General features: G+C 62.7%; 20 protein-coding genes. 8 read left to right on the top strand and 12 right to left on the bottom strand.

The window, feature by feature from the left end; genetic code table 11:
* Positions 1-292: 292 nt before the first annotated feature.
* The 5 genes from AC07V9_RS03410 to AC07V9_RS03390 form a co-directional block, all read right to left on the bottom strand.
* A complete protein-coding gene (locus AC07V9_RS03410; protein ID WP_495014287.1) occupies positions 293-2,536 on the bottom strand; it encodes an ATP-binding protein in 2,244 nt (747 codons plus the stop codon).
* Positions 2,533-3,093, bottom strand: coding sequence for a biliverdin-producing heme oxygenase (locus tag AC07V9_RS03405; protein WP_495014571.1), 561 nt, complete (start codon positions 3,091-3,093; stop codon positions 2,533-2,535). The genes AC07V9_RS03410 and AC07V9_RS03405 overlap by 4 nt, the downstream gene beginning before the upstream one ends.
* A gap of 321 nt (positions 3,094-3,414) precedes the next feature.
* Complete coding sequence (locus AC07V9_RS03400; RefSeq protein WP_495014286.1) at positions 3,415-5,040, bottom strand: NADP-dependent glyceraldehyde-3-phosphate dehydrogenase; 1,626 nt, start codon at positions 5,038-5,040, stop codon at positions 3,415-3,417.
* Between the two features lie 147 nt (positions 5,041-5,187).
* Positions 5,188-6,312 carry a GGDEF domain-containing protein gene (locus tag AC07V9_RS03395; protein ID WP_495014285.1) on the bottom strand — a complete coding sequence of 375 codons (1,125 nt, stop codon included), beginning with the start codon at positions 6,310-6,312 and terminating at the stop codon, positions 5,188-5,190.
* 459 nt (positions 6,313-6,771) lie between these two features.
* On the bottom strand, positions 6,772-7,803 hold the full coding sequence (locus AC07V9_RS03390; protein WP_495014284.1) for an apurinic/apyrimidinic endonuclease family protein: 1,032 nt from the start codon (positions 7,801-7,803) through the stop codon (positions 6,772-6,774).
* 389 nt (positions 7,804-8,192) lie between these two features.
* On the opposite strand from AC07V9_RS03390, the gene msrA reads away from it, so the two are divergent.
* Positions 8,193-8,699 (top strand): peptide-methionine (S)-S-oxide reductase MsrA, encoded by a 507-nt coding sequence (gene msrA, locus AC07V9_RS03385; RefSeq protein WP_495014283.1) that lies wholly within the window; start codon positions 8,193-8,195, stop codon positions 8,697-8,699.
* A gap of 3 nt (positions 8,700-8,702) precedes the next feature.
* Here the strand turns inward: msrA and AC07V9_RS03380 are convergent, their stop codons facing one another.
* From AC07V9_RS03380 to AC07V9_RS03360, 5 genes are all read right to left on the bottom strand, one after another.
* Complete coding sequence (locus AC07V9_RS03380) at positions 8,703-9,569, bottom strand: type 2 periplasmic-binding domain-containing protein (protein ID WP_495014282.1); 867 nt, start codon at positions 9,567-9,569, stop codon at positions 8,703-8,705.
* Positions 9,559-10,374, bottom strand: a complete 816-nt coding sequence (locus AC07V9_RS03375; RefSeq protein ID WP_495014281.1) for an ABC transporter permease — start codon at positions 10,372-10,374, stop codon at positions 9,559-9,561. The genes AC07V9_RS03380 and AC07V9_RS03375 overlap by 11 nt, the downstream gene beginning before the upstream one ends.
* A gap of 2 nt (positions 10,375-10,376) precedes the next feature.
* Positions 10,377-11,246 carry an ABC transporter ATP-binding protein gene (locus AC07V9_RS03370; RefSeq protein ID WP_495014280.1) on the bottom strand — a complete coding sequence of 290 codons (870 nt, stop codon included), beginning with the start codon at positions 11,244-11,246 and terminating at the stop codon, positions 10,377-10,379.
* A gap of 195 nt (positions 11,247-11,441) precedes the next feature.
* On the bottom strand, positions 11,442-12,470 hold the full coding sequence (locus AC07V9_RS03365) for an ABC transporter substrate-binding protein (RefSeq protein WP_495014279.1): 1,029 nt from the start codon (positions 12,468-12,470) through the stop codon (positions 11,442-11,444).
* Between the two features lie 78 nt (positions 12,471-12,548).
* On the bottom strand, positions 12,549-13,571 hold the full coding sequence (locus AC07V9_RS03360; RefSeq protein WP_495014278.1) for an aldo/keto reductase: 1,023 nt from the start codon (positions 13,569-13,571) through the stop codon (positions 12,549-12,551).
* 457 nt (positions 13,572-14,028) lie between these two features.
* Between AC07V9_RS03360 and AC07V9_RS03355 the strand changes: the two genes are divergently transcribed.
* The 7 genes from AC07V9_RS03355 (at position 14,029) to AC07V9_RS03325 (ending at position 23,953) form a co-directional block, all read left to right on the top strand.
* Complete coding sequence (locus AC07V9_RS03355; RefSeq protein ID WP_495014277.1) at positions 14,029-15,168, top strand: LLM class flavin-dependent oxidoreductase; 1,140 nt, start codon at positions 14,029-14,031, stop codon at positions 15,166-15,168.
* Between the two features lie 39 nt (positions 15,169-15,207).
* Positions 15,208-16,836: an ABC transporter substrate-binding protein gene (locus AC07V9_RS03350; RefSeq protein ID WP_495014276.1), complete on the top strand. Its 1,629-nt coding sequence runs from the start codon at positions 15,208-15,210 to the stop codon at positions 16,834-16,836.
* Positions 16,829-17,815 (top strand): ABC transporter permease, encoded by a 987-nt coding sequence (locus AC07V9_RS03345; protein WP_495014275.1) that lies wholly within the window; start codon positions 16,829-16,831, stop codon positions 17,813-17,815. The genes AC07V9_RS03350 and AC07V9_RS03345 overlap by 8 nt, the downstream gene beginning before the upstream one ends.
* A gap of 777 nt (positions 17,816-18,592) precedes the next feature.
* Positions 18,593-19,471 (top strand): ABC transporter permease, encoded by an 879-nt coding sequence (locus AC07V9_RS03340; protein ID WP_495014274.1) that lies wholly within the window; start codon positions 18,593-18,595, stop codon positions 19,469-19,471.
* The gene (locus tag AC07V9_RS03335; RefSeq protein WP_495014273.1) at positions 19,468-21,171 is read left to right on the top strand and encodes a dipeptide ABC transporter ATP-binding protein; all 1,704 of its coding nucleotides are present in this window, start codon (positions 19,468-19,470) and stop codon (positions 21,169-21,171) included. The genes AC07V9_RS03340 and AC07V9_RS03335 overlap by 4 nt, the downstream gene beginning before the upstream one ends.
* A 54-nt stretch (positions 21,172-21,225) precedes the next feature.
* Positions 21,226-22,599 (top strand): LLM class flavin-dependent oxidoreductase, encoded by a 1,374-nt coding sequence (locus AC07V9_RS03330; RefSeq protein ID WP_495014272.1) that lies wholly within the window; start codon positions 21,226-21,228, stop codon positions 22,597-22,599.
* A gap of 127 nt (positions 22,600-22,726) precedes the next feature.
* The gene (locus tag AC07V9_RS03325; protein ID WP_495014271.1) at positions 22,727-23,953 is read left to right on the top strand and encodes an acyl-CoA dehydrogenase family protein; all 1,227 of its coding nucleotides are present in this window, start codon (positions 22,727-22,729) and stop codon (positions 23,951-23,953) included.
* A 398-nt stretch (positions 23,954-24,351) separates the two neighbouring features.
* Here the strand turns inward: AC07V9_RS03325 and AC07V9_RS03320 are convergent, their stop codons facing one another.
* A complete protein-coding gene (locus AC07V9_RS03320; RefSeq protein WP_495014270.1) occupies positions 24,352-25,395 on the bottom strand; it encodes a methionine ABC transporter ATP-binding protein in 1,044 nt (347 codons plus the stop codon).
* A gap of 56 nt (positions 25,396-25,451) precedes the next feature.
* Positions 25,452-26,222 carry a MetQ/NlpA family ABC transporter substrate-binding protein gene (locus tag AC07V9_RS03315; protein WP_495014269.1) on the bottom strand — a complete coding sequence of 257 codons (771 nt, stop codon included), beginning with the start codon at positions 26,220-26,222 and terminating at the stop codon, positions 25,452-25,454.
* Positions 26,223-26,245 lie beyond the last annotated feature (23 nt).

The following is a 26,245-nucleotide window of genomic DNA, read 5'->3' as shown; positions in this document are numbered from 1 at the left end:
AGGTTCGGCGCTGATCACAGTTTCTCGGCACGCCACATTTCCTTGTAGGAGCAGTCGGAGGTTACGACGGCCGCGAAAGCGGTGTGTCAGACAAACCGCTTTCGCCACTGTCGCACAGCGCCAGGTGCTGAGTTGATCACCATTCTCAGCACGCCGCAGTTCGCTGTAGGAGCAGTCGGAGGTTACGACGGCCGCGAAAGCGGTGTGTCAGGCAAACCGCTTTTGCCACTGTCGCACAGCGCCGACGGCTCATCGTCAGTTCAACCGTTTTGCGCGCTCTGGATGCACATCTTCAAGCAGGCACCGCCAACGGCACGGTAAACCGGAACACACTGCCCACGCCCAGTTCACTGGTGGCCGTCAGCTCGCCGCCGTGGGCCTTGACGATGCCTTGGGAGATATAGAGCCCCAACCCCGTCCCACTCGGGTTGCCATCGCGAATCCGCCAATAGCGCTCGAACACGTGGGGCAGCTGATCCCGCGCGATGCCGGGGCCTGAGTCGACGACGTTGACCTCGACGAAATCCCCATCCACCGCGGCCGTCACATTGATTCGACCGGCTTTGGGCGTGAACTTGATAGCGTTGCCGACCAGATTGGACAGCACCTGATACAGACGCTCGGGGTCGGCCATGATCATCAGGCCAGGCTCGCCCGTGAAACTCAGGTCGATGAATTTGTTCAGCGCCAGCGGCGTCAGCAGTGTCCAGGCATCCTCGAAGAACTGACTCAGTTCCAGGGGCTGGGCATCAATGCTGTAGCGCCCGGCTTCGATCTTGGAGGTGTCGAGCAGATCCTCCAACAGCGTGCTCATGCGCGCCGTGGCCTGCTGCAAGGTGTCGACCGCCGAACCGAGCCGCTTGGACGCAGGGCTGACTTCAGCCGCAATCACCCGCTGCATCATGCCGCACTGCATGACGATCACCGTCAGCGGGCTGCGCAAGTCGTGAGAGACCACCGCCACCAGCTCATCACGGGCACGCACGGCGTCCTGTTCACGCAGCACCTGGCGCGACAAATCAGACTCCAGCGCCGAGCGACGCAGGTCCGTCGCGGCATAGACATCCCCCACGCTCCACAGTCGCGAGGTGCCGTCGACCTGTTGTTTCCAGACCTCGAACGATTCGCGCGGCTGCAAGCGATCGGCAACGACCACTTTCGAGGCGTCGGGGTTGCCACTCCACTGCACGCTGTCCTTGATCTCGGGGCGAAACCACATCACAGCGTTAGCCACCGGCTTGGGCAAGGTGAAGGCCAGCAAGCCGCTGGCAATGCGCTGATAGGCGCACGCTTGGGGAAAGACCGCGCCCAGGTTCGATGTCTCAAGCACGGGCGTCGCTTGCTGTTGCAGCCATTGCTGGAGCGTCCTGACCTGCTCGGGCGTCGGGCACTGGCCAAACAGGTGAATCTCCTGCTCGATAATCACCGCCGCGCCGCTGGCATCGGCCAGCACCAACAGATCGTCCCCGTGCTCGACCAGCCCTTGGTAAACATCACCCTCGGCCTCTGCCATGGCAAGGGCGAGCGTTTTGAGCAGTTCATCCTTGGCCCGACGCTCACGACGGGCCTGCACTTCTTCAAGGGCGCTGATCTGCATCGACAGCACTTGGCCGATGGTCTGGCAAGCCGCGCGCAGGGTGTGCGGGACTTGCAGCGGCTGGCGGTTGCCACAGCTGATCAGGCCCCAGAGACGATCCTCCTTGAGCAGGGAAATACTCATCGACGAACGCACGCCCATGTTCTGCATGTACTGGCAGTGGATCGGCGACACACTGCGCAGCACGGCAAAGCTCATGTCCAGCGGCTGCCCGTTGTCCGGGCGCAGCGCCGGCAGCATCGGCACCGGCACGTACGTGGCGTCAGGAATGATCCGCAGCCAGTTGAGCCGGTACAGCTCGCGGGCCTGTTCCGGGATGTCGCTGGCGGGAAAGAAAAGCCCTTGATAGGCGTCGAGTTCAGGCGTGGCGGCTTCGGCGATGACTTGGCCGTGGCCCTGCTCCTGAAAGCGGTAGATCAGCACCCGGTCATAGCCGGTCAGCGCGCGGATCTCGCGCACGCTGATGTCGTACAGGTCCGCCAGGCTTTTCGCCGAGTGCAGGCGACGCAGAGTGCGGGTCAGGCGTTGATCGAGGGAGTTGACCGCCGTTTGATCTTCCACCCGCTCCAGCTCCAGAAACAGCAAGCCGTCGTGACGATGAATCAGGCCGTCTACCGACTGGCCGCCGCAACTCAGCGACAGCGGATTGATCTCCTCCAGCGCGCCCAGTGCCACGGCCTCGTGCAGGGCATCGGTTTGATCGACGCCCAGCCAGGTTGACAGCGGCTGGCCGGCGCGCAGTGGGTCGGCGCCGGCAAGCGGTTCATCGGCGCCGCCGAATAATGACGAGGCATTGGCACTGGCTTGTTGTACGACCCAGGTCGATTCATCGATGGTCAGCAACACCCCATGAGGCTGGATGGCGCCGGGAATGCGGATCGGCTCGTCGGCGCAGTTCTGCAGCAACGCCTCCAGGTTCTGTTCGGTCGAGGACGTCATAGCAGCACTCCTGCACGGTCCAGCCACCGTTCGAAGCTGGCAAATGTGGCGCAAGCGGCGTCCACGACCTGAAGATTGAGGCCCGGGCGATCGAAATCGGCCAGTTGTTTGAGAAACGCCTTCCACAAGCGACCGGTGTCGCGGCCATAAACATCGAGAAATTCGCCACCGTTGTCGGCGTCGATGGCCAGGCGGTCAGCGATGATCCTGCGCAGCACCTGCCCGCCCAGGGTCGCGCCCTCCATGACATACATGATGCCAAGCAGGCGCGCTTCGCTGTCGAGCGCTGGCAGTGAGGTGCACAGAGGTAATGCGTTGATCTGCGCACAGCTGAGCCCCAGCGCATGCAAATCCTTGATCAGTGCCGGGGTTTTGCGCCGCTCGGGGTCGAATGCCTCGGCGCCGAGAAATGTCTCGATTTGCCGCTGCAGGGGCGCATGAAAACCGTAGTAGGCCTGGATAATGCGGGTGTAGGTCGCAAGGTCCAGTCCGGGATGGGTCAGTGGAAGTCGGGCTTCCAGGGTCTTGTGCTGCACGGCGGTGGCCGAACGCAGCATCTGCAACACGCCGCAGGGCGGCGCGGTAACGCAAACAGGTGACAGCTCGGGGGTGGCTTCAACCAAGGGCGGTGGCGTCCAGTCTAGAGAAGAGAAGGCTTCGAATACGCAGGCATCGGCAGGTTCACGCAAATGGCTACCGCGCACACTAATGGACGCGGTGGCCGGGTGTAAACATGCGTCTGGATAGTGTCGGGACCCGGCCGCACATCCACAGCGATACGTCGCCTTCTCCTGTAGCAACTCGGTTTGCGGGCGCCAGGGATTTTCAGGGCGCTGGCGATCCGAGTCGCTGCAGGACATATCAGGTCAGCGCATGAATCAGAAGATGTAATCGGTGGTCAGGAAGCTCGACTCGCGGTTGTGAATGATGTCGCTGATCAGCGCCTTGTTGCTCTCCTGAAACTTGGTCGCCACCAGGGTGCGGATTGAGAACACCCTCAGGGCGTCATGCACCGAGAGCGTGCCTTCGGCCGAGTTCTTGCGGCCATTGAACGGGAAGCTGTCCGGGCCGCGCTGGCACTGAGCATTAATGTTGATGCGGCCCACCTGATTGGCGAACGCATCGACCAGACGCCCGACCTGCTTGGAGTCGTTGCCAAAGATACTCAGTTGCTGACCGAAGTCCGAGTCCAGCACGTATTCGATCACCGTTTCCAGATCGCGATACGCCACCACCGGCACCACAGGGCCGAACTGTTCTTCGTGGTAGACGCGCATGTCCGGGGTCACCGGATAGAGCACCGCCGGGTAAAAGAACTGCTGATGGGTGGTGCCGCCACCTTCGTTGACCACCTTGGCGCCTTTGCTCACGGCATCGTCGACCAGCCCTTGCAGGTAATCGGTCTTGCCCGGCTCGGGCAGCGGCGTCAGGGCAACGCCCGGCTCCCACGGCATGCCCGGTTTGAGCTGGGCGAGTTTTTCCTCGAATTTTTCAAGGAAACTGCCCACCACGTTTTCGTGAACGAACAGGATCTTCAGGGCCGTGCAGCGCTGGCCATTGAACGACAGCGAGCCGGTGATGGCCTCGTTGACGGCGTTGTCCAGGTTGACGTCAGGCAGCACGATGCCTGGGTTCTTGGCGTCCAGCCCCAGCGCGGCGCGCAGGCGGTGGGGTTTTGGATGGAGCTTTTTCAGGGCGCTGGCGGCCTTGTTGGTACCGATGAAGGCGAACACATCGATCTTGCCACTGGCCATCAACGCGCTGACGGTCTCGCGGCCGCTGCCGTAGATCACGTTGATCACGCCAGCCGGGAAACTGTCGCGGAACGCTTCGAGCAGCGGGCGGATCAGCAGCACGCCGAACTTGGCCGGCTTGAAGACCACGGTGTTGCCCATGATCAGCGCCGGAATCAGCGTGGTGAAGGTTTCGTTCAGCGGGTAGTTGTACGGGCCCATGCACAGGGTCACGCCCAGCGGCACGCGGCGGATCTGGCCCAGGGTGTCCTGCTCCAGTTCGAAACGGCTGGAGCGACGGTCCAGTTCCTTGAGGGCGTTGATGGTGTCGACGATGTAATCGCAGGTGCGGTCGAACTCTTTCTGCGAGTCCTTGAGGTTCTTGCCGATCTCCCACATCAACAGGGTGACCACGGCGTCGCGCTGTTCGCGCATTTTCTTCAGGAAGGTCTCGACGTGGTGGATGCGCTCGACAACACGCATCGTCGGCCAGGCGCCCTGCCCTCGATCATAGGCCTTGACGGCGGCGTCCAGCGCGTTCATCGCGGTGTCGGCGTCCATCAGCGGCGTGCTGCCCAGCACAACAGTTTCAAGCCCCGCGTCGGTCTTGAGCGACACCGGACTGAGCACCGGCGCGAGTGGTCCTTGCCACTGACGCAGCTCACCATTGACCAGGTACTCACGCTGCTCGATGGCCGGCCCTGCGCGAAACTGCTCGGGGATGTCTTCGGCGCGCGGATACAGGTTGTCCAGGCGATTTTGCAGGGTCATCTCTCGTTACCTCTTCCAGTCGGCAATGGTGCGAACGACACTACGCCACAGCTTTGCCGGAATGAAAAGGTTTGAGATGAATGTCACAGAAGCGTGACACAGACGATGGCTGTCTCCTTGCAGCCGCAGATTACAGGACGTAAGCCCTCAGGCCACTGCCGTCTGGTTGCGACCCTGCGCCTTGGCCCGGAACAGAGCCTTGTCGGCACTATTGAGCAGCGCCTGAAAGGTGTGATCGTCCGGATTCATGGTGGCCACACCGAGGCTTGCGGTGATGGTCTGGCCATGATCGCAGCACAGTTGCGAAATGGCGTTGCGCAGCTGCTCGGCGCGGGTCTGGGCGACGTCGATGGAGGTGTGGGTCAACAGCATCGCAAACTCTTCGCCGCCAAGACGCCCGCAGATGTCGATGTCGCGCACCGATTCATAGATCACGCCGCCAACCTGCCGCAGCACCTGATCCCCTGCCTGATGGCCGTAAGAGTCGTTGATGTGCTTGAAGTGGTCCAGGTCCAGCATCAGCACGCTCAGCGGCAGGTGATTGCGCTTGCAGCTCTCGAAGGTCTGCTCGGCGTGCTTGAAAAACGCTCGCCGGTTTTTCAGGCCAGTGAGCTCATCGGTCTGCGCGGCATGGTTGGCAATGCGGTGGGCATGTTCCATCTCGCGGGTCAGGCGGAAGGCGGTTTCCATGGCCTCCGACAGCTTACGAGTGGCGCTGATGACGTACGAGGCAAACACCAGCGACGCCGCGGCCATGCCAATCTGCGTGCCCGAGGGCTGAATCAGCAGCCACAGCGAACTCGGTAACAACACCAGACCGATGGAGACGATGGTCATCGAACGATAAGCGGAATAGCAGGACACCGCGGCGACCGACATGCCCACGGCAAACAGCAGCACCAAGGTCTGGGTCAGCAAGTCTTCGGGATGCATCAGCGCCAGCGCCCCGCTGCCCCAGATCCCCGCCGAAAGGCACAGCGTGAGCCAGTACCTCAGTTCCCAGCGCTCAGGGGTGCGGGTGTCGACGGGGCTGCGGAACCAGCTCACCAGCAACAGGACGCGTAGCGACGTCGAGGCGCTGAGCAGAGCCAGCCAGATTTTGACCAGCTCATGATCGACCCGGCCCCAGCACAACCAGCCGAGCATCAGTGCGCCGAGAAAACTGCCGGTGACGGAAAAGACGCTTTGCTGGAACAGCAGGTGCAGGCGGTCGGTTCGCACCTGGGCGCGAATCAGGACATCGCGTTCTTGCTGAAACTCGAAGGAATACATCGAAGCCGTTTGCCCACACCTCGGGGATATGGCGGCGATTGTGGCACCCGGCCATGACGGTACACAACCGGCGCAAGGTGAAAGATGGAGAAATCGGGGTTGTGTTCCGGCGCCAGATTCTTCAGAAAAGCGCTGCATAGGGGGTTCTGGCTAACGCCAGGCCTGTTTCGCCTTCGGCGTTACTTGAAAAGACACCCAGTCACCAAGTGTTTGCTCCTGGTTGGGCCCGACTTCGTCGGGCTCCCTCAGCTCCGGCGATGCTACAGGGGTTTTGTGCCTAGCCGAAGATTTGTGCCCGCCGCTGTACCTGTAGGAGCAGTCGGAGGTTACGACGGCCGCGAATGGGGTGGGTCAGCTGCAGATGTTTTATCTGATACACCGCTTTCGCGGCCGTCGTAACCTCCGACTGCTCCTACAGGGTTTCCAGGTAACTCGCTGAAAGGCGAAACGGTTCTGCCCCTAGGCAGAACCTGCGACCATATACCGCTGATAAAACCCCTCGGTCGCCAGATTCTTGTCCTTGGCCTCGAACATGATGTCGAACCGATCCAGAAACTGCAGCGCGTACCGGTTCGTCCAGTCATTCCACATCTGGTCGCTGTGCAAATACAGATCCCGCTTGTTCACCACTTTCAACAGTTCTTCCATCTCCAGCTTGCGATCCGCCGCGAACCCCAGCGCTTGAAGACTCTCCGGCGGCTGCGAGTAATGCATCGCAGGCCGCACCCCGCGCCAGCTGTCGACGATCCGCCCGACCCGCTCGTCATCCGGCGCAATGTAGCGCCCCTCATGAATCCAGCAATGGTGAATATCCAGCACCACCGGCGCCAGGTCGGCCAGTTGCAGGCAATCGTCCACGCCATAGGTCTTCTCATCGTTCTCGAAGGTGATGCAATTGCGCGCCACCTCCGACAACCGCGGCCACACCGCACGCACGCCCTCGGCGCCCAGCCGCCCGGCAATGTGGATATTGCATTTGAGGTCCTGAAAGCGACGGCCGTAGCCCATCATGCGGATCATGTCGGCGTGGTATTCGAATTCGGCGAGGCTGTTTTCCACCACATCAGGCCTGTCCGAGCCCAATACGCAGAACTGCCCCGGATGGAACGACACCCGGATATCGCCCTGACGCGCAGCGTCACCAATGGCGGCGAACAGGCTTTGCAGGCGGGTCATGACCGAAGGCGTCTGATAGAACGCAGCGACTTTGGGGTGGCTGTAGAACGGCAACAGGTCACTGCTCAGGCGCAGCATGCGACGGGCTTGGGGCAACTGCGCGACATAGCCTAGCAAACGGACCTGCGCTGCCAGGTTGTGCTCAACGATGTCCAGCAGCTTGTCCTGGGCTTGCTGCAGGGTGACACTCTCCATCCAGCGCAAGGTGGTGGTGCGCGGGTTGTAATCGCCCTCCAGCACCTTGAGTTCCTTGAGCGACAGTGCGCGCTCAGGGTGGCGGTACATGCAGGCGAAGCCGATCCGGGGTGTGTTCACGAAGGGTCCTTTGACGCGATTGAATACTCAGGTAGAGAAGACTATGCGCGCGGGACAGGAGTTCGCCAATCAGGCTTGGGATTGCTCCGCCATGGCATTGCGCCGTGTTCTGTGTTCTGTGTTCTGTGTTCATGAAATACGAAAGGTCGCGAATCTGCAGGTTGATGCTTATCGGTGGGACGCTCCGTCACGCCTGAATGCGCCGTGACACTATGACAGGCGCCTGCGTGTCAGTGGCTGAAAAAAAGTGCCGGCACAGGGTAGCAATCGGCCTTGCAAAGCATCATCTAAGAAGTCACGGCGATGCTTGCCTGCCGCGCTCGCTGGCGAGCACACTGCCTGACCACTCCAAACCGGTGCGTCCACCGCGTAACAGGAAGGAATGAATCATGAGCACTCAAACCGAAACCGCGCTGCTCGCCGGCGGCTGCTTCTGGGGCATGCAGGACCTGCTGCGCCGCTACCCTGGTGTGCTGTCCACCCGCGTCGGTTATTCCGGCGGGGATGTGGAAAACGCCACCTACCGCAACCACGGCACCCACGCCGAAGCCATTGAAATCGTCTTCGACCCGGCCGTCATTAGCTACCGCAAGATCCTCGAATTCTTCTTCCAGATCCACGACCCGTCCACGGCCAATCGCCAGGGCAACGACATCGGCCTGAGCTACCGTTCGGCGATTTTCTACCTGAGCGAAGAACAGAAACGCGTCGCCGAAGACACCGTGCAGGACGTCGACGCCTCAGGCCTGTGGCCCGGCAAGGTCGTCACCGAAATCGCCCCGGCGGGCGCGTTCTGGCAGGCCGAGCCCGAGCATCAGGATTATCTGGAACGTATCCCGAATGGCTACACCTGCCACTTCATTCGCAAGGATTGGGTGCTGCCCCGGCGCGCTTGAAGGTCAGTGACACACCAACCCGTCACTGATCTTCATGCTGTCCAACAGAAACGCATTGCTGTGCAGGCCCCAGGCTTTTTCCTGGCCGCCCCGGGACTGCCAGTCGCGCAGCCCGGCCTGCAGCAGGTGCAGGCTTTTCGGGTCCGGTTGCGCGAGGTAGACCCCGGCGTCGCTGCTGGCGTCCAGGGTTTGCGCGAGCATGCGGTAGAAGCGCCAGTCGGGGGTTTGCAAGAGGCTGGTGAGCACCGTGCGCTCGTCGGCCAGCAACTGGCAGTCACCGGCCATGAAGGCGGTGGCGGCGCGAATGCCGGAGACATAGGTCTGAATCTGCGCGCCCTGATGCTGCAAGGTGTGGGTCCAGGGGCTGCCGTTGGCGATGCAGACTGTCTGGCCCTTGACCGGGGAAGACGGCGCGTTGCGCAGGCTCAGCAGCGCGCCTTTTTGGTAGGCGCGGGGCACGTCGCTCAGCGCCGCGCGTTGTCGTTCGAGCCCCGGAATATCGAGGCTCCCGGCAATCACGGCATCGACCTCGCCCTTGCGTAAAAAACCTGTGATGTCCTGCGCGGGAATGGCGACCAGTTGCACGTTCACGCCCAGATAACGCCCCAACGCCGAGGCCAGTTCGCTGTCCATTTCGTCCGGTTCCGACACCAGCGCGTCGGTGCTGTAGGTCGGCCTGGGGTAGCTGCGCACGCCCACCCGCAACACCTGCTGCGCCTGGGCCTTGGCCAAAACCGGGCCCGGAGACGGTTCAGCGCCGTCGATCATCGGCAGCCACCAGATGGCGCACACGGCGCCGACGCCGATCAGGCCGGCCAGGCTCCAGCGAATCCAGCCGCCAGTAAACGCCGCACTGGAACTACCCCGCATGTTTCAATCCACGTCGCCAGCGGGTGAAACGCCGCTCCACCAGCGCCAACAGGAAGTTCAGCAGCAAGCCCACCACGGCCAGCAGCAGGATGCCGGCGTACATGCTCGGAATCTGAAACACCTCCTGAGAATTGAGCGTCAGAAAGCCCAGCCCCGAATGGGCGCCGATCATCTCAGCGGCCACCAATGCGGTAATGCAATAGGCCCCGGCCAAGCGCACCCCGGTGAAGATCGAAGGGGATGCCGATGGCAGGACGATCTTCAAAAACAGGAAACGCCGGTTGGCGCCCATCGACAGTGCCGAGTTGATCAACAGGCTGTCGACCTGCTTCACGCCGCTGATGGTGCTTAACAGGATCGGCCAGAACGACGCCCAGAAGATAATCGCAATTTTCGACAGCTCGCCAATGCCCAGAAACAGGATGAACACCGGGAACAGCGCCAGCGCCGAGGTCTGGCGGAAGAACTGCAGCAGCGGGTCGAGGATCCGCTCCAGCCGCGCGAACCAGCCCATGAGCAACCCCAGGGAAATCCCGATGACAACGGCCAGTGCAAGACCTGCCAACGAGCGGATCAGACTGGCCTGCACATGCTTGATAAGCGCGCCGTTGCCCGCCATGTCGACGATGGCTGCCAGCACGGCGGAAGGCGGGCTCAGGTAGCCGGGATTGACGATGCCCAGGCGCGGCAAGGCCTCCCACAGCGCGAGAAACCCGATGATGCCGAGGGTGCTGTCCAGCGCGCGGCGCGATGCCCTCGCCCAGCGTGCGATCAATGTCTGAGGTAAAACCACGTGCGTGCCCATGCTCAAACCCCCACTCGATAACCGCTACGGCGCGCGATCTGTTGCCAGCTTTCATGGCGGGCGCTCTCTTCAACTTCCAACGCATCAGGCAACACGCCGCCCATGCCTTCACGCAACAAGGCCCAAGCGCGCTGGCGCAGGTGGACGAAGGCGTGGCTGTTGCGCAGTTGCGGCAGCCGGGGGCGCGGCAGGTCGATGTCGATGATGTCCTTGATGCGCCCGGGTCGCGGGGTCATCACGGCGACGCGATCGGACAGAAAGATCGCTTCGTCCAGGCTGTGGGTGATGAACACGATGGTCTTTTTATGCAGGTCCCAGATGCGCAGCAATTCGTCCTGCAGGGTTTCGCGGGTCTGCGCGTCGAGGGCGGCAAAGGGTTCGTCCATCAGCAGCACGTCAGGCTCGTAGACCAGCGACCGGGCGATGGCCACACGCTGACGCATGCCGCCGGACAGCTCGTGGGGGTAGCGCGAGGCGAAGCCGGTCAGGCCCACCAGGTCCAGGTATTCGCGCGCACGCTCACGCCGTTCGGCCTTGCCAACGCCACGGATTTCCAGGCCCACGGCGATGTTGTCGAGCACCGAGCGCCAGGGCAGCAAGGCGTAGCCCTGAAACACCACGCCCTGATTGCGATTGATGCCTTGCAGGGGATTGCCGTCGATGTTCAGGGTGCCGCCGGTTTTCTGCGCCAGGCCCGCCAGAATGTTCAAGTAGGTAGATTTTCCGCAGCCAGAGGGGCCGAGGATCGACAGGAATTCGCCTTCGCGCACGTCGAGATCGAAATCCTTGAGCACCTCGACCCGCTCGCTTTTGCCGGCTTCGTCCTGGGCCTGGTATTCCATGTGCAGGCCTGATGTGGAGATTTTGTGCACTGATGCCTCATTTGTCCTTTGGATAAACACCCTTTTTGCCGGGCGAAGGCCGACTCTCTGTGGGAGCGAATTCATTGGCGATGGCCGGACAGACGGCGCAGATGCATCGCCTGAAACATCTATCGCGAATGAATTCGCTGCCACAGGTCTTTCATCGGCTGCATGACCGTGTGAATCCGCACCTGAAAACCGCGCTTACGCCTTGGCCAACGCATTGAATTGGTTGGTGTACACATCCTTCACCGACACCGCGCCGGGTTTGATCTTCTTCTCGTTTTCGAGGATGTCGATGTAGTACTGGATCGGCGGTTCGGTCACGACCAGGTCGTCGACGTAGGCGTAGCGTTCCACCAGTTCCAGCGGGGTGCCGATGCGTTTGGAGACGATCTTGCGCGCCTCGTCCGGGTTGGCGTTAACCCAGTTGGCGGCCTTGGCGATGGCAGCAACGAAGTCCTCGGTCGCTTCGAGGTTTTCGCGAATGAACTTGCCGTAGCCGCTGTACGGCGCCATGCCGCCCAGGCCCTTGTCCAGGTCGTAGTCGCTCCACAGCTTGCGCAGTTCGGGGTTGTGTTCGGCGCCGCCGGAGGCTGGCGGGTGGATGATGGCGATGTCGACGTTGCGGCTGAGCACGGTCTGCTCGCCCTGATTGTCCGGCACCACCACCCAGTTGATCTTGTCGACGTCGACCTGATGCTCGCGCAGGTACTTCTTGGTGACGAACTCCGCACAGGCCCCGAAACTGTTGAAGCCGACGGTTTTGCCTTCCATGTCCTTGGGCGTGAAGATCCCCGAATCGGCGCGCACGAAATACTTCATGTGCGGCGCCTCCTGCAGGGTCTTGCCGCCCGCGGCGACCACCTTCAAATCCAGCCCGCTGGCAATCGCCGAAATCACCAGCGGCACCATGCGCGAGCCGAAATCGATTTCGCCGGTGCCCACCAGCGGAATGATCTGCGGCGCGGCGATCTTGCCGATGTAGTTCGGCCTGGTCCGCGTGCCTTCGAAGTAACCGAGCGAGTCGGCCAGGTACACCAGGTCGAACGACGGGTTGTCCGGGTACTTGAAGCTGACCACCTGATCCCAGCGTTTCTTGATCACGGCGGGCGCGGCGTTGGCGGTTTTTTCCGGTTTGTCGCAGCCCGGCAGGATCAGCCCGGCTGCGGCGGCCGTGCCCAGTAACGCGACCTGTTTGATGAAGGCCCTGCGGCTGTTGCGTTCTTGCATGGTGAACATTCCTCTGTGTGGCAGCCGGTGGGCCTGGCGGGATTAGAAGGTCAGCTGGAAACGCTCGGCGAGCCGGGCTTACACCCGGGACTGACGGCCGAAAAACGGGTGGCTCGGGTCGTTGTAGCCTGGCGTGGAGGAATGCCCGGTCACCACCAGATCATTGATGAACGCCTCGTCTTCAGCGCTGAAGGCGTACTCCAGCGCCGGCAGGTAATCGTCCCATTGCGCTTCGGTGCGAGGGCCGGCGATGGCCGACGTGATCAGGCGGTTGTTGAGCACCCAGGCCAGGGCGAACTGCCCGCTGGTGATGCCGCGCGCCTGGGCATGGTCCTTGATGCGCTGCGCGAGATTCAGTGACTCCGGGCGCCATTCGGTCTGCTGCAAGCGCGGGTCGTTACGCCCTGCACGGGTGCCTTCCGGCGCTGGCTGGTCTGGCACATATTTGCCGGTGAGCACGCCACGGGCCAGCGGGCTGTAGGACACCACACCAATGCCGTAATAATCGGCGGCAGGCAGGTGCTCCACTTCGATCTGCCGGTTGGCCAGGTTGTACAGCGGCTGGCTGGCAGCGGGACGCTCGACGCCGAGCAGGTCGGCGGTGCGGCTGAATTCGGCGAGTTTCCAGCCGCGGTGGTTGGACAGCCCGTAGCTGCGGATCTTGCCCGCGCGAATCAGGTCTGACAGCGCGCGCAGGGTTTCTTCCACCGGGGTTTCCGGGTCTTCGCGGTGCAGGTAAAAGAGGTCGATGTAGTCGGTGTTCAGGCGCCTGAGGCTGGCGTCCACGGACTGAATCACGTTGTTGCGCGAGGCGCCGCGATTGTTCGGCCCCTCGCCGCCCGGGTTGGGATTGACGAACTTGGTCGCCAGCACCCACTGCTGACGTTTGGCGGCGATCAGCCGACCGACCACTTCTTCGGAGGCGCCAGCGTTGTAGCCGTTGGCGGTGTCGATGAAATTCACGCCCTGCTCGAACGCCTTGTCAGTGATGCGCCGGGCCACGGCCTCATCGGTCTGCCCGCCGAACATCATGGTGCCCAGGGTCAACGGCGAGACTTTAAGACCGTGACGGCCCAGTGAACGGTATTGGATAGCACTCATGAACAGGTCTCTCTAAATAGATAAACAATAGGCGTGCCGCCACGCAGGTGCATATAACTTAGCGGCGAATAAAGAAAATTAAAAATCTGCCGGCGACAATAAGGATCCGAACAATTATCCGTCAACATAATCCGCTATAACTTTTAAAGCTAAAGTTATTCCGCACGGATTTTTTACTGTGCTTCATCTGGCATACGCCCTGTAGCAGTCCGGCTTACCGTCGGTGGCGTACTTGCAAGCGCTGCCGCCGGCAAGCCGTGCTGCTACAGAAGCCATATAAGTGTTTCTCCAGCAACAGTTGTTAAACACAAGTACACACTCAAGAGCAGTAACACTCTGCGAATCTAATAAAACTCCGACGCTCAGCCCATACAAACAAGTTAAATACTGTTTTTTCTGTTATCGGCACATCCCTTGCAATTACTCAACGACAACATTCATTGCCGGAGTGTTTCAATTGCCTGTTAATCGTTCTCCACTGGACTTTCCCGACAGCCCGTTATCGAAAGCATTTGCCCAACCGTTAATGCTGGGTTTGTTTCTTCCCATTCAATCCGGGGGCTGGAGTGCATCGGCATTACCCCGTGGCACTGATTGGTCTTTCGACTACAACAAGCAACTGACACTGCGCGCAGAAGCCCTGGGTTTCGATCTGGTGTTCGCTCTGGCTGAATGGCTGGGCAAAGGCGGCTACGGTGGCGACATCCGCTACCACGATGAATCCCTCGACGCCTTCATCACACAGGCCGCGCTGGCGTCGGTGACCGAACGCATTCTGCTGATCTCCACCCTGCACGTGCTGTACGGCCCGTGGCATCCGCTGCATCTGGCCAAGTTCGGCGCCACCCTGGATCACATCAGCCAGGGTCGATGGGGCTTGAACCTGGTCACCGGCCATCGCCATCGCGAACACCGCCGTTTCGGCAACGAGCCGATCGAGCACGATCAGCGCTATTTGCAGGCCGACGAGTTCATTCGGGTCGTGCAAAAACTCTGGGCCAGCGACGAGAACGTCGACTTCAACGGCGATTACTACACGCTCGAAGAGGCCTACAGCAGCGTCAAGCCACGTTTCGGCCGCCCTGTACTGGTCAACGCCACCGGCTCCACCGCCGGGATCGACTTTGCCGCGCGGCATTCGGACATCGTCTTCACCACCAGCCCCGGTAGCGCCGAGATCGAAGACGCGCTGAGCAAGCTGCCCGAGCATTTGCAGCGCATCAAACACGCCGCACAGGGGTACGGGCGTACCGTGCGCACGCTGATCAACCCGCTGGTGATCTGCCGCGACAGCGACGCCGAAGCCTGGGAACACCATGCCGCGATCACTGCCGCAGGCGATCCCGGGACCCTTGAAGGACACGCCCGGGAAGCCAGCGACGCCCACGCCTGGCGCGGTCACAAGGCCGATCACCGCTATGTCGGCGGCAACATCCAGCTGGTCGGCAGCCCGGAAACCGTGGTGCGCGACATCATTCGCCTCAAGCAGGCGGGCATCGACGGCATTCAACTGAGCTTCTTCGACTTCAAGCCAGACCTGGAGCAATTCGGCGAGCGGGTTCTGCCCTTGCTCAAACAGGCCGGCCTGCGCCTCTGACACTTTTCAAGCAGCGCTTTGCTCAAGGATCACTGCCCAATGCCTTTTTCCCGTCGTCAATTCATCGCAGGGCTGTCCGCCCTGCCCTTGCTGGGCGCCAGCGTGCCGTTTCTGCCGAGCGCACTGGCCGCAGCCACTGCCGAAGCGGTCACGGGCCGTCGCATCTTCAACCTGCTGGTCAACCCCGAACCGCCGACGCTGAGCTCGTTCAACACCTCGGCGGGCACGGCCATCACCGCCAGCAGCAAGGTGCTCGAAGGTCTGCTGCGCTACGACGAGAACCTCACACCACAGCCGGGCCTGGCGGTGTCCTGGGAAGCGGCGGCCGATGGCCTGAGCTACACATTCACATTGCGTAAGGGGGTCAAATGGCACGACGGCCAGCCATTTACTGCTCAGGACGTGGCCTTCTCGCTGGAAACCAACAAGCGCTATCACCCGCGCGGCGGCAGCACCTTTGCCAACCTGGCGAGCGTCGAGACGCCGGACGACCACACCGCCATCGTCAAGCTGGCCAAGCCCGCGCCGTACCTGATTCGCGCCTTCGCCGGCAGTGAAACACCGATCCTGCCCCAGCACCTGTACGCCTCGGGCGACCCGCTGAGCAACCCGCACAACAACGCGCCGGTCGGCACCGGCCCCTATCGCTTCAAGCAGTGGCAGCGCGGCAGTTTCATCGAGTACGAGCGCAATCCGGATTACTGGGATGCCAGCCTGCCGGGGGTCGACACGCTGTTTTTGAAAGTGGTGCCTGATTCGGCCTCGCGCCTGGCAGCCTTCGAAAACGGCACCCTGGACGCCGGTGGCCAGAGCCCGGTGCCGCTGAGCGATCTCAAGCGCCTGACCCAGTCGGGCAAGCTCAAATACACCAGCCGCGGTTACGCCTACAGCATCACGCCGACCATGCTCGAGTTCAACCTTGACCACCCACTGCTCGGCCGCCACGAAGTGCGTCAGGCCATCGCCCACGCCATCGACCGCGAGGTGGTCAAGAAGGTGGTGTATTACGGCTATGCCGACGTCAGCGTGTCGCCTATTCCGAAGAACTTCCCGCAGTACGTCTACGCCGGGCCCGACCCGTACCCGTTCGATGTGGCCAAGGCCAACGCCCTGCTCGATCAGGCCGGCTTGCCGCTCAAAGGGACATCGCGTTTCAGCCTGACCCTCGACCCGCTGCCCTACGGCGACAGCTACGCGCGCACCGCGGCCTACATCCGCACGGCACTGGCGCGCATCGGTATTGACGTGCAGCTGCGTTCCCAAGACTTCCCGACCTACACCAAACGCATCTACACCGACCGTGATTTCGACTTCGCCGTGGTCGGCATGGGCACCATGTTCGACCCCACCGTGGGCGTGCAGCGGCTCTATTGGTCGAAGAACTTCCGCAAGGGCCTGCCCTTCTCCAACGGCTCGCATTACAACAACCCCGAGGTCGATCGCCTGCTGGAAAGCGCCGCCGTGGAGACCGACGAGCAGAAGCGCGGCGACCTGTTCAAGGCCTTCCAGAAGATCGTCATTGAGGAGCTGCCCAATATCACCCTGGTCATGCAGCAACAGGTCACGGTGTTCAACGCCAGGGTTTCCGGGTTTGAAGCCGATGGCAACGGCCTGGATGGCAGCCTCGCCAATGTGAACCTCAGTGGCGAAGTGGTCGCCCATGGCTGAGCGCCTGAGGATGTTCCGTCTGGCCCGCCGCACGCTGTGGCAGGCCATCCCGACGGTGTTCGGCATTCTGCTGCTGAACTTTCTGTTGCTGCGGCTGATTCCCGGTGACGCCGTGGACGTGTTGGCCAGCGAGTCGGGAGGCGCCACAGAGGCCACCCTCGCCCAGTGGCGCAGTCATTTTGGGTTGGATCTGGGCTTGGGTCAGCAGTTGCTGGCTTACCTCCGCCACCTGGCGCATCTGGACCTTGGGCTGTCGCCGCGCTTCAACCTGCCGGTGAGTCAACTGGTGTTCGACCGGCTGCCCAACACCCTCCTGTTGATGGTCAGCGCGCTACTGCTGGCATTGGCCATCGGCATCGCCGCCGGTGTGGTGATGGCCAGCAAGGTCGGGCGCTGGCCGGATCGCGTGTTGTCGCTGACCGTGCTGCTGCTCTATTCCACGCCGGGCTTCTGGATCGGCCTGATGGCCGTGGTGCTGTTTTCCGTGACCCTTGGTTGGCTGCCCAGCGACGGCATCGAAACCTTGGGGCTGGACCTGCACAGCGTTGACTGGCTGCTCGACCGCATTCGTCACGCGATTCTGCCGGTGCTGACCCTGGCCACGTTTTACATCGCGCTGTACGCCCGCCTGACCCGCGCCTCGATGCTGGAAGTGCAGCGTCAGGATTTCGTGCGCACCGCCAAAGCCAAGGGCCTGCACCCGATTCGCGTCGCTGTTCGCCATGTGCTGCGCAATGCCCTGCTGCCGGTGACCACCATGGCCGGGCTGCATTTTGCGGCCCTGCTGGGCGGCGCAGCAGTGACCGAGACCCTGTTCGGCTGGCCCGGCCTTGGCCGTTTGACCCTCGATGCCGTGCTGTCGCGGGACTACAACCTGCTGCTCGGCATCCTGCTGCTGTCGTCGATTCTGGTGGTGGTAGTCAACGTCGCCATGGACCTGCTGCAAGCCTGGCTCGACCCGAGGATTCAAGCCGAATGATGACGCCGACCGAACTGCAACCCTGCTTGAACTGCCTGCCCACACTGCAACCGTGCTTTAACAACTTGCCCACACCGCAGCCTCACCTGTGGGAGCGAATTCATTCGCAAGACGGCCGTTCGGTCGAGGGAGATCTATCGCCTGCACCGACCCTCGCGAATGCATTCGCTCCCACAGGACTCGGTGCAGGCAGGCAAACTCGGGTTTCCGTCCAATCGCTTTGCGCGCGAACACACCACGATAAGGACGGCCACCTGAACAACTCGCCCACACCGCAACCCTGCTTGAACAACCTGCCCACACCACAGCCCCACCTGTGGGAGCGAATTCATTCGCAAGACGGCCGTTCGGTCGAGGGAGATCTATCGCCTGCACAACCCCTCGCGAATGAATTCGCTCCCACAGGGCTCGGTGCAGGCAGGCAAACCCGGGTTTCCGTCCGATCGCTCTGCGCGCGAACACACCACGATAAGGACGGCCACCTGAACAACTCGCCCACACCGCAACCCTGCTTGAACACCCTGCCCACACCGCAACCCTGCTTGAACAACCTGCCCACACCGCAGCCCTGCTTGCATACCCCGCCCACACCGCAGCCCCACCTGTGGGAGCGAATTCATTCGCGAGACGGCCGTTCGGTCGAGGGAGATCCATCGCCTGTACCGACCCTCGCGAATGCATTCGCTCCCACAGGACTCGGGGCAGACAGGCGAACCTGCGTGAGGTCCGGGCCGGACCGCGATGATGTATCACCTTCTTTGCAACAGTGAGCAGTCAATGACGATCAGTGCAATCCAGCCGATAAGCACCGGCCACAGCGAAAGCGTCTGGGGTGCGTTGCGGCGCAGCCCGGCAGCGCTGGCCGGCACCAGCATTCTTCTGGCGACTTTGGCCATGGCCCTGAGCGCCGGCTATTTCTTCCCCGGTGACCCGTCGGAAATGGTCGCCGAACCCATGCTCTGGCCGTTCAGCGACCCGGCCTACCCGCTGGGCACCGACTCCCTGGGCCGTGACGTGGCCGCCGGCATTGCCTACGGCGCCCGAGCCTCGCTGCTGATTGCGGTGTACGGCACGCTGTTGAGCGTGTTGATCGGCGTCACGGTGGGCGCACTGGCCGGTTACCACGGCGGGCGTCTGGGCGATGTGCTGATGCGCATCAGCGAAGTGTTCCAGACGGTGCCGTCGTTCCTGCTGGTGATCGTCATCGTCGCCATCGGCAACCCCACCGTGAACATCATCGCCATGGCCATCGGAGTGTCGTCCTGGCCCACGGTCGCGCGGCTGATTCGCGCGGAATTTCGCACCCTGCGCGAGGCTGACTTCGTCACCGCGGCCCGCAGCCAGGGCTTCAGCACCCGCTCGATCATCCTTCACGAAATCCTGCCCAACGCCCTGGCGCCTTTGGTGGTCACGGCCTCGATTCTGGTGGCGTCGGCGATCCTCATCGAAGCGGGTCTGGCGTTTCTCGGCATGAGCGACCCGAACCGCCCGAGCTGGGGCGGCATGATCGGCAGCGGCCGCGAACAGATCGCCAGCGCCTGGTTCCTCACGGCACTGCCCGGTATGGCGATCATTGCCGTGGTGCTGGCCTTCAACCTGCTGGGCGATGGCCTCAACGATGCGCTCAACCCGCGCCTGCGCAGGTACATCCCATGAGCCTGCTCGACGTACGCGGGCTGCGCGTGAGTTACGAAGGCTTCGATGCCGTGCAAGGGCTGGACTTCACCCTTGAGGCCGGCGAAACCCTGGCGTTGGTCGGCGAGTCTGGCTGCGGCAAATCCACCACCGCGCTGGCGCTGCTCAGGCGATTGCCGGACAACGCAACGCTCAGCGGTCAGGCGCTGTTCGAAGGCCGTGACCTGCTGCAGCTGTCGCCCCGAGCGATGCGCCGCTTGCAGGGCAACGCCCTGGGCATGGTGTTTCAGGAGCCGCTGTCGAGCCTCAACCCGGTGCTGACCTTGGGCGAGCAACTGACCGAAACCCTGCTCACCCACACCGACCTCACGCGCCGCCAGGCCTGTAAACGCGCCGAAGAACTGTTCGGCCTGGTGCAGCTGCCGCGCCCGGCCGCGCACCTGCGTGAGTACCCGCAGCATTTGTCGGGCGGGCAGCGCCAGCGGGTGATGATCGCCATGGCCATCGCCTGCGAACCGCGCCTGTTGATCGCCGACGAACCCACCACGGCGCTGGACGTTTGCGTGCAGGCGCAGATCCTCGAATTGCTCGACAGCCTGCGCAAGGAACTGCGCATGGGCCTGCTGCTGATCACCCATGACCTGGGCGTCGTCCGCCAGCAGGCCGACCGGGTGATCATCATGCACGACGGCCAGGCGCTGGAGCATCGGCGCAGCAGCGAGCTGTTTCAGCACCCGACACACCCTTACACCCAAGGCCTGCTCAGCGCATCCCTTGGCCGCGATCACGATCAGCATTACCTCGATCAGCGCCTGCCGGAGATTCAGGTCACGCGTAAACCGGGCCAGGCCAATCAGTACAAGGTCAGCAACACCCACTATTCCCCCGGCCACGCGCCACGCCCCGCGACACCCGGCAAGGCGCCGCTGCTGCAGGTCGACAACCTGAGCCTGGGCTACGGCGAGCGTGACGTGCTCAAAGGGTTGTCGTTTGCCATCAGCGAGCGGGAAACCGTGGGGCTGGTGGGTGAATCCGGCTGCGGCAAGTCGACCCTGAGCAAGGCCCTGCTGGGCCTGCTGCGACCCCGTCAGGGCCAGATCCACTTCAGCGGTCGCGACATCGCCACCTTGAATCCGACTGAGCAACTGGCCTGGCGCGGGCAACTGCAGATGGTCTTCCAGGACCCGTATGCCGCGCTCAATCCACGGCACAGCGTCGAGCACATACTCGACCGGGTTCAGCGCCTGCACGGCCAGACCGACCCGCAACTCAGACGCCAGGCGCGGGAGCAGATGCTCGATGCCGTGGGCCTTGCGCGCAACAGTCTGGACCGCCTGCCCCATCAGTTTTCCGGTGGCCAGCGCCAGCGCATCGGCATCGCCAGGGCGCTGATCGTCAAACCGAAACTGGTGATCTGCGACGAGCCGGTGTCGGCGCTGGATGTGTCGACCCAGGCGCAGATTCTCAACCTGCTGGTGGAGCTGCGCGAAGCGTTCGATCTGTCGTACCTGTTCATTTCCCACGACCTCTCGGTGGTGCGCTACTTCTCCGATCGGGTGCTGGTGATGCACGAAGCCAACATCGTCGAGCAGGCCACGCCCCACAGCCTCTGGCAGCACCCGCAACACAGCTACACCCAGCGCCTGCTGGCGGCCATTCCCGGCAGTCGTCAGGCCACGATTCCCCTGAGCCGCAGCCTGTCGTTCGCTGTGGCCTGCTGATCCCTTGAAAACCTTGCCCCCGAACTTCAGCCCCGATTTACAAGGAGTACCCTGATGAGCAAACGTCCCGACACCCTGAAACTCGGCCTGTTCCTGCGCGCCACCGGGCACCACATCGCCGCGTGGCGCGACACCGGCTCCCAGGCCGACGCCGGCATCCGCCTGAACCATTTCATCGACCTGGCGCGCAAGGCCGAAGCCGCTGGTTTCGACACGCTGTTTCTCGCCGACAGCGTCTCGGTGCGGGGCATCGATGCGCCGACCTTCGACCGGGTGATCGCCCCCAGCCTGAGCTTCGAGCCGCTGACCCTGCTCTCGGCCCTCGCCGCCGTGACCTCGCGCATCGGTCTGGTGGCCACCGCCAGCACCAGCTACAGCGAGCCCTTTAATCTCGCGCGGCAGTTCGCCTCGCTGGACCAGATCAGCGGCGGCCGGGTGGGCTGGAACCTGGTCACCAGCAGCGATCCCGATGCCGCGAAGAACTTCGGCGGCGCCTCGGAAGGCAATCAGGCGGCCCACGCCGACCGCTACAGCCGCGCCCGGGAATTCCATGAAGTGGTCGACAAGCTGTGGGACAGCTGGGAAGACGACACCCTGCTGCTGGACAAGGAGAAAGGCGTCTTTTTGGACCGCAACAAGCTGCACCTGGCCGATCACCATGGCGAGCATTTTCATGTGCGCGGGCCGCTGAACGTGTTGCGCTCGCCCCAAGGCAAGCCGGTGCTGGTGCAAGCCGGGGCCTCCGACGATGGCCGGGCGCTGGCTGCGGCCACGGCTGAAGCGATCTTTGCCGCGCACCAGAGCCTGGCCGATGCCCAGGCCTTCTACAGCGATATCAAGTCCCGCGCTGCTGTGCTCGGCCGCAAGCCGGAGCACATCAAGATCCTGCCGGGGGTGACCATCTTCACCGCGCCGACTTCCGCCGAAGCCCACGCCAAACACCAACGCCTGCAGGATCTGGTGCATCCACAAGTGGGCCTGAGTTTGCTCTCGGGCCTGCTGGGCGGGGTCGATCTGTCCCATCTGCCGCTGGACGGCCCGCTGCCGCAAGACCTGCCGGCCACCAACGCTTCGAAGAGCCGCCAGCAGCTGATTCTGCAACTGGCCGCTGAAGGCCTGAGCATTCGCGAGCTGTACCTGCGACTGGCCGGCGCACGGGGCCACTGGACGCTGGTGGGTTCCCCTGAGGAAGTGGTCGATCAGCTGCAAGCCTGGTTCGAGGGCTACGGCGCCGATGGTTTCAACATCCTGCCGCCGACTTACCCCGAAGGGCTGGACGACTTCATCGCACTGATCCTGCCGGAGCTCAAACGTCGCGGCCTGGTGCCTGAAGACGGGCCGACCGGCAACACCCTGCGCGAGCGTCTGGGCCTGCCTTACCCGGCGCATCCGGCCACCCTGCTGCGCGAGCGGTCGGTCGCGGTCTGACCGATTCAACCACGAGGCCGACGCTTTTCAGCCACGAGGCGGACGCCGTGGCAACCACGAGGCCGACGCCGTCCCAACCACGAGGCGGACGCCTCCTTCTTTATCGCTTTGCAAAGAGAGTTTGAGCATGACCCACCAGATCAACGCAGCCTGGGGCGCGGGGCCTTCGACGGGATACGAGCAACTGGCCGAGCGTTTCCGCCCACTGTTCGCCCACTTGCGCGAAGGCGCCATCAGCCGCGAGCTGGAACGCCGCCTGCCCCACGAGGAATTGCAGCTGCTCAAGGCGTCCGGGTTTACCGCGCTGCGGGTGCCCAAGGAATACGGCGGGAGCGGCATTACCCTGCCGGAGCTGACCAACCTGCTGATCGAGCTGGGCGAGGCCGACTCCAATCTCGTTCAGGCCCTGCGCGGTCACATCGGTTTCACCGAAAACCTGCTCAACAGCCGCGACGAGGAGCGGCGCAAGGTCTGGTTCGATCGCCTGGTACGCGGCGAAACCGTGGGCCCGGCCACCGGCGAAGTGGGCGCCACGGCGCAGTCACACCTGAGTTCCAGGCTGTACCTAAACGGCGAGCAATGGCGCATCAACGGCAACAAGTTCTACACCACAGGCTGCCTGTACAGCGACTGGATCGAAGTGGCCGTCAGCGACCACGACGAAAAACGCGTGTTCGTCACTGTGCGTCGCGATGCCGAAGGCGTTGAGGTGGTGGATGACTGGAACGGCTTCGGCCAGCGCCTGACTGCCAGTGGCACCACCCATGTACACGACGTGGCCGTGGACACCCGTAACATCAGCAGTGTCGAGGAAAAGTTCCAGTATTCGCCGGCGCTGTATCAGATCGTCCACCTGGCCAACCTGGCAGGCATCGGCCGTGCGCTGAGCGGCGAAGTGGCGGCAGCGGTGGCCAGCCGCACCCGCAGTTTCAGCAACGGCAATGCCCCGCGTGTGGCTCAGGACCCGCAGGTGTTGCAGGTGGTCGGCAGCCTGCGCGCGGCGGCCTACAGCGCCGGGGCCATCGTGCTGAAAACCGCCGAGGCGCTGGAACGTGCGTATCAGGCGCGCTTGCACGGCGATGACGAACAATTGAAGCAGGCGGTGGATATTGCCGAGCTGGAAATCGCTCAGTCGCAGACCGTGGTCAGCGACCTGATTCTCGATGCCAGCTCGCGGATGTTCGACGCGCTCAGCGCGTCGGCCACCCTTCGGCCATTGGGCCTGGACCGCTTCTGGCGCAACGCCCGCACCCTCACCTCGCACAACCCGCGCATCTATAAGGACCGCATCGTCGGCGATTACGCTGTCAATGGCACCCCACCCCCCGCGCAATGGAAAATCGGCGTCGCGTGAGCATGCGGTCAACGTCGAGCTGAACGGTTTCAGTCACCCCTTGTGAACCCTCGCAGGGGACTGTGACGGACATCCGGGTGCCCGATTCTGCCAAAGCGGCCCCCACGCGGTTTGCCCCTGATATTCATGCCTATACTCGCCGACTACGACACGAGACGCTTGAATACGGGGGCTAGATGCCAGACGACGGTCCATCCAAACCCCCGCAGTCAGCCACGCCGCGCCCTCGCCCTCGCCCTTCGGTCCGCTCAAGCACATCAATGTCGGCGTAGGCAGTCATGAGCAAAACTTCTAGGCTTAGAGCCAGAGGGCGTGCTCAGGCACCGCTTCTGGTCAGCGTGCCATCCACCCCTCTCAGCTATGACTTTACCTCGGTTAAAGACACAAGCTTCTTGAGGTTACGAAGGCAACGATTCGGTCAGTGGCGCCCGGATCGTGCGTACGCCATCCGCCAATCTTTTAAGGCCACTGATCAGACTCGCCTCGCTCTCCACCGACGCATCCACCGCAATCAGCAGATGCCCTTGCGCCCTGCCCGCCAGGCGTTCGATCGAGCCATGCACAAGGTGCACCGACACACCCAGTGCCTGGGCGATGGCGAACAGATCGGGTTCGCGGTGGTGGTTGCCGGTGTAGTGCAGGTCGATGATCCACTGCTCGCCAAAACGGTCCTGCACATCCGCTAAAAGGCCCTGTTGGTCGTGACCCAGCAACTGCCGCGTCACCTCGTGCTGCGGGTCGCCGAACACCTGCCAGACGTCGCCCTGCTCGACGATTTTCCCACGTTCCAGCACCACCACCCGGTCGCAGATTTCGCGAATCACTGCCATCTCGTGGGTGATCAGCACGACCGTCAGATCGAGCCGTCGGTTGATGTCACGCAGCAGGTCGAGGATCGACTGAGTGCTCTCTGGGTCGAGCGCGGAAGTGGCTTCGTCGCACAGCAGGATCTGCGGGTCGAGCACCAGCGCTCGGGCGATGCCGACGCGCTGTTTCTGCCCGCCTGAGAGCTGCGCCGGGTAAGCATCGCGCTTGTCGTTCAGGCCTACCAGTTGCAGCACCTGCCGCACTTTTTCTTCGATCTGCAGCGCGGGCGTGCCGGCGATGCGCAGCGGCAAGGCCACGTTCTGCCACACGGTTCGCGCGGACATCAGGTTGAAGTGTTGAAAAATCATTCCGACCTGACGACGCAGCCCGGCCAGACGCAGGCGATCGAAACCACCGATGTCCTGGTTGTCGATCAACACCTGACCGCCATCGGGTAACTCCAGGCGATTGAGGGTGCGCAGCAGCGACGATTTGCCTGCGCCGCTGCGGCCAATGATGCCAAAGACCTCGCCGCGACGAATCTCAAGGTCGATCCCTTGCAACGCGTGCATCGGCCCCTGCGGTCCGATGTAGGTCTTGCTGAGCGCCTTGAGCTGGATATGGGGGTGAGACATAGCGAATTCCATTGATGAGGGGCGCCGCCGCGCGGGCCTGCGTGGCGGCTGTCAGGTCAGAACGCCGGGGCGATCTCGCCCTTGTAGCGGGTCAGGATGAAGTCGCGCACGGCAGGCGAATTCAGCGCCTTGGCCAGTTTCTGGATGCCGGGGTCCTGAATGTTGTCAGGACGGGCCACCAGGAACTCGACGTACAGGTCCTTGCCCTTCTCTACGATCAGCGCGCTCTTGATGTCGATGCCGGCTTCCAGCGCGTAGTTGGCAAACACGAACGCCAGGTCCACCTGTTTGACCGAACGGGCCAGCAAGGCGCCTTCCAGCTCGCGGATTTTCAGGTGCTTGGGGTTGCTGGTGATGTCGTTTTCGGTGGACTGCGGGTTACTCGGGTCCTTGAGTTCGATCAGGCCCGCTTCGGCCAGCAGCACCAATGCCCGACCGGTGTTCACCGGATCGTTGGGGATTGCCACCGACGCGCCGTCCGGCAACTGGTCGAGAGATTTGTACTTGGCCGAATAAGCACCGAAGGGCTCGATGTGAATCCCCACCACGGGCACCAGGTTGGTGTTGCGGGTCTTGTTGAAGTCATCGAGGAACGGGCGGTACTGGTAGTAGTTGGCGTCGAGGTTCTCTTCCGCCAGTTGCAGGTTCGGCTGAATGAAGTCGGTGAACACCTTGATGTCCAAGTCAACGCCTTCCTTGGCCAGTTCCGGTTTGACGAATTCAAGAATTTCGGCGTGAGGCACCGGCGTGGCGCCAACCGTGAGTTTCTCCCCGGCGTGGGCCGAGAATGCGACGAATGCCGCGAGCAGAGCGAGGGTCTTTTTCATTGGGGTGTACTCCAGGGCAGATA

It is taken from the genome of Pseudomonas sp. GW821-FHT02A11 (assembly GCF_059421985.1).
This window is presented reverse-complemented; position numbering and strand designations above follow the sequence as displayed.

Bases quoted from the DNA above. Each gene is read 5' to 3' on its own strand.
- AC07V9_RS03410 (WP_495014287.1), bottom strand. From the start codon at position 2,536: ATGACGTCCTCGACCGAACAGAACCTGGAGGCGTTGCTGCAGAACTGC.
- AC07V9_RS03405 (WP_495014571.1), bottom strand. From the start codon at position 3,093: ATGCTGCGTTCGGCCACCGCCGTGCAGCACAAGACCCTGGAAGCCCGA.
- AC07V9_RS03400 (WP_495014286.1), bottom strand. From the start codon at position 5,040: ATGACCCTGCAAAATCGCCTGGACAACCTGTATCCGCGCGCCGAAGAC.
- AC07V9_RS03395 (WP_495014285.1), bottom strand. From the start codon at position 6,312: ATGTATTCCTTCGAGTTTCAGCAAGAACGCGATGTCCTGATTCGCGCC.
- msrA (WP_495014283.1), top strand. From the start codon at position 8,193: ATGAGCACTCAAACCGAAACCGCGCTGCTCGCCGGCGGCTGCTTCTGG.
- AC07V9_RS03380 (WP_495014282.1), bottom strand. From the start codon at position 9,569: ATGCGGGGTAGTTCCAGTGCGGCGTTTACTGGCGGCTGGATTCGCTGG.
- AC07V9_RS03375 (WP_495014281.1), bottom strand. From the start codon at position 10,374: ATGGGCACGCACGTGGTTTTACCTCAGACATTGATCGCACGCTGGGCG.
- AC07V9_RS03365 (WP_495014279.1), bottom strand. From the start codon at position 12,470: ATGCAAGAACGCAACAGCCGCAGGGCCTTCATCAAACAGGTCGCGTTA.
- AC07V9_RS03360 (WP_495014278.1), bottom strand. From the start codon at position 13,571: ATGAGTGCTATCCAATACCGTTCACTGGGCCGTCACGGTCTTAAAGTC.
- AC07V9_RS03350 (WP_495014276.1), top strand. From the start codon at position 15,208: ATGCCTTTTTCCCGTCGTCAATTCATCGCAGGGCTGTCCGCCCTGCCC.
- AC07V9_RS03345 (WP_495014275.1), top strand. From the start codon at position 16,829: ATGGCTGAGCGCCTGAGGATGTTCCGTCTGGCCCGCCGCACGCTGTGG.
- AC07V9_RS03340 (WP_495014274.1), top strand. From the start codon at position 18,593: ATGACGATCAGTGCAATCCAGCCGATAAGCACCGGCCACAGCGAAAGC.
- AC07V9_RS03335 (WP_495014273.1), top strand. From the start codon at position 19,468: ATGAGCCTGCTCGACGTACGCGGGCTGCGCGTGAGTTACGAAGGCTTC.
- AC07V9_RS03330 (WP_495014272.1), top strand. From the start codon at position 21,226: ATGAGCAAACGTCCCGACACCCTGAAACTCGGCCTGTTCCTGCGCGCC.
- AC07V9_RS03325 (WP_495014271.1), top strand. From the start codon at position 22,727: ATGACCCACCAGATCAACGCAGCCTGGGGCGCGGGGCCTTCGACGGGA.
- AC07V9_RS03320 (WP_495014270.1), bottom strand. From the start codon at position 25,395: ATGTCTCACCCCCATATCCAGCTCAAGGCGCTCAGCAAGACCTACATC.
- AC07V9_RS03315 (WP_495014269.1), bottom strand. From the start codon at position 26,222: ATGAAAAAGACCCTCGCTCTGCTCGCGGCATTCGTCGCATTCTCGGCC.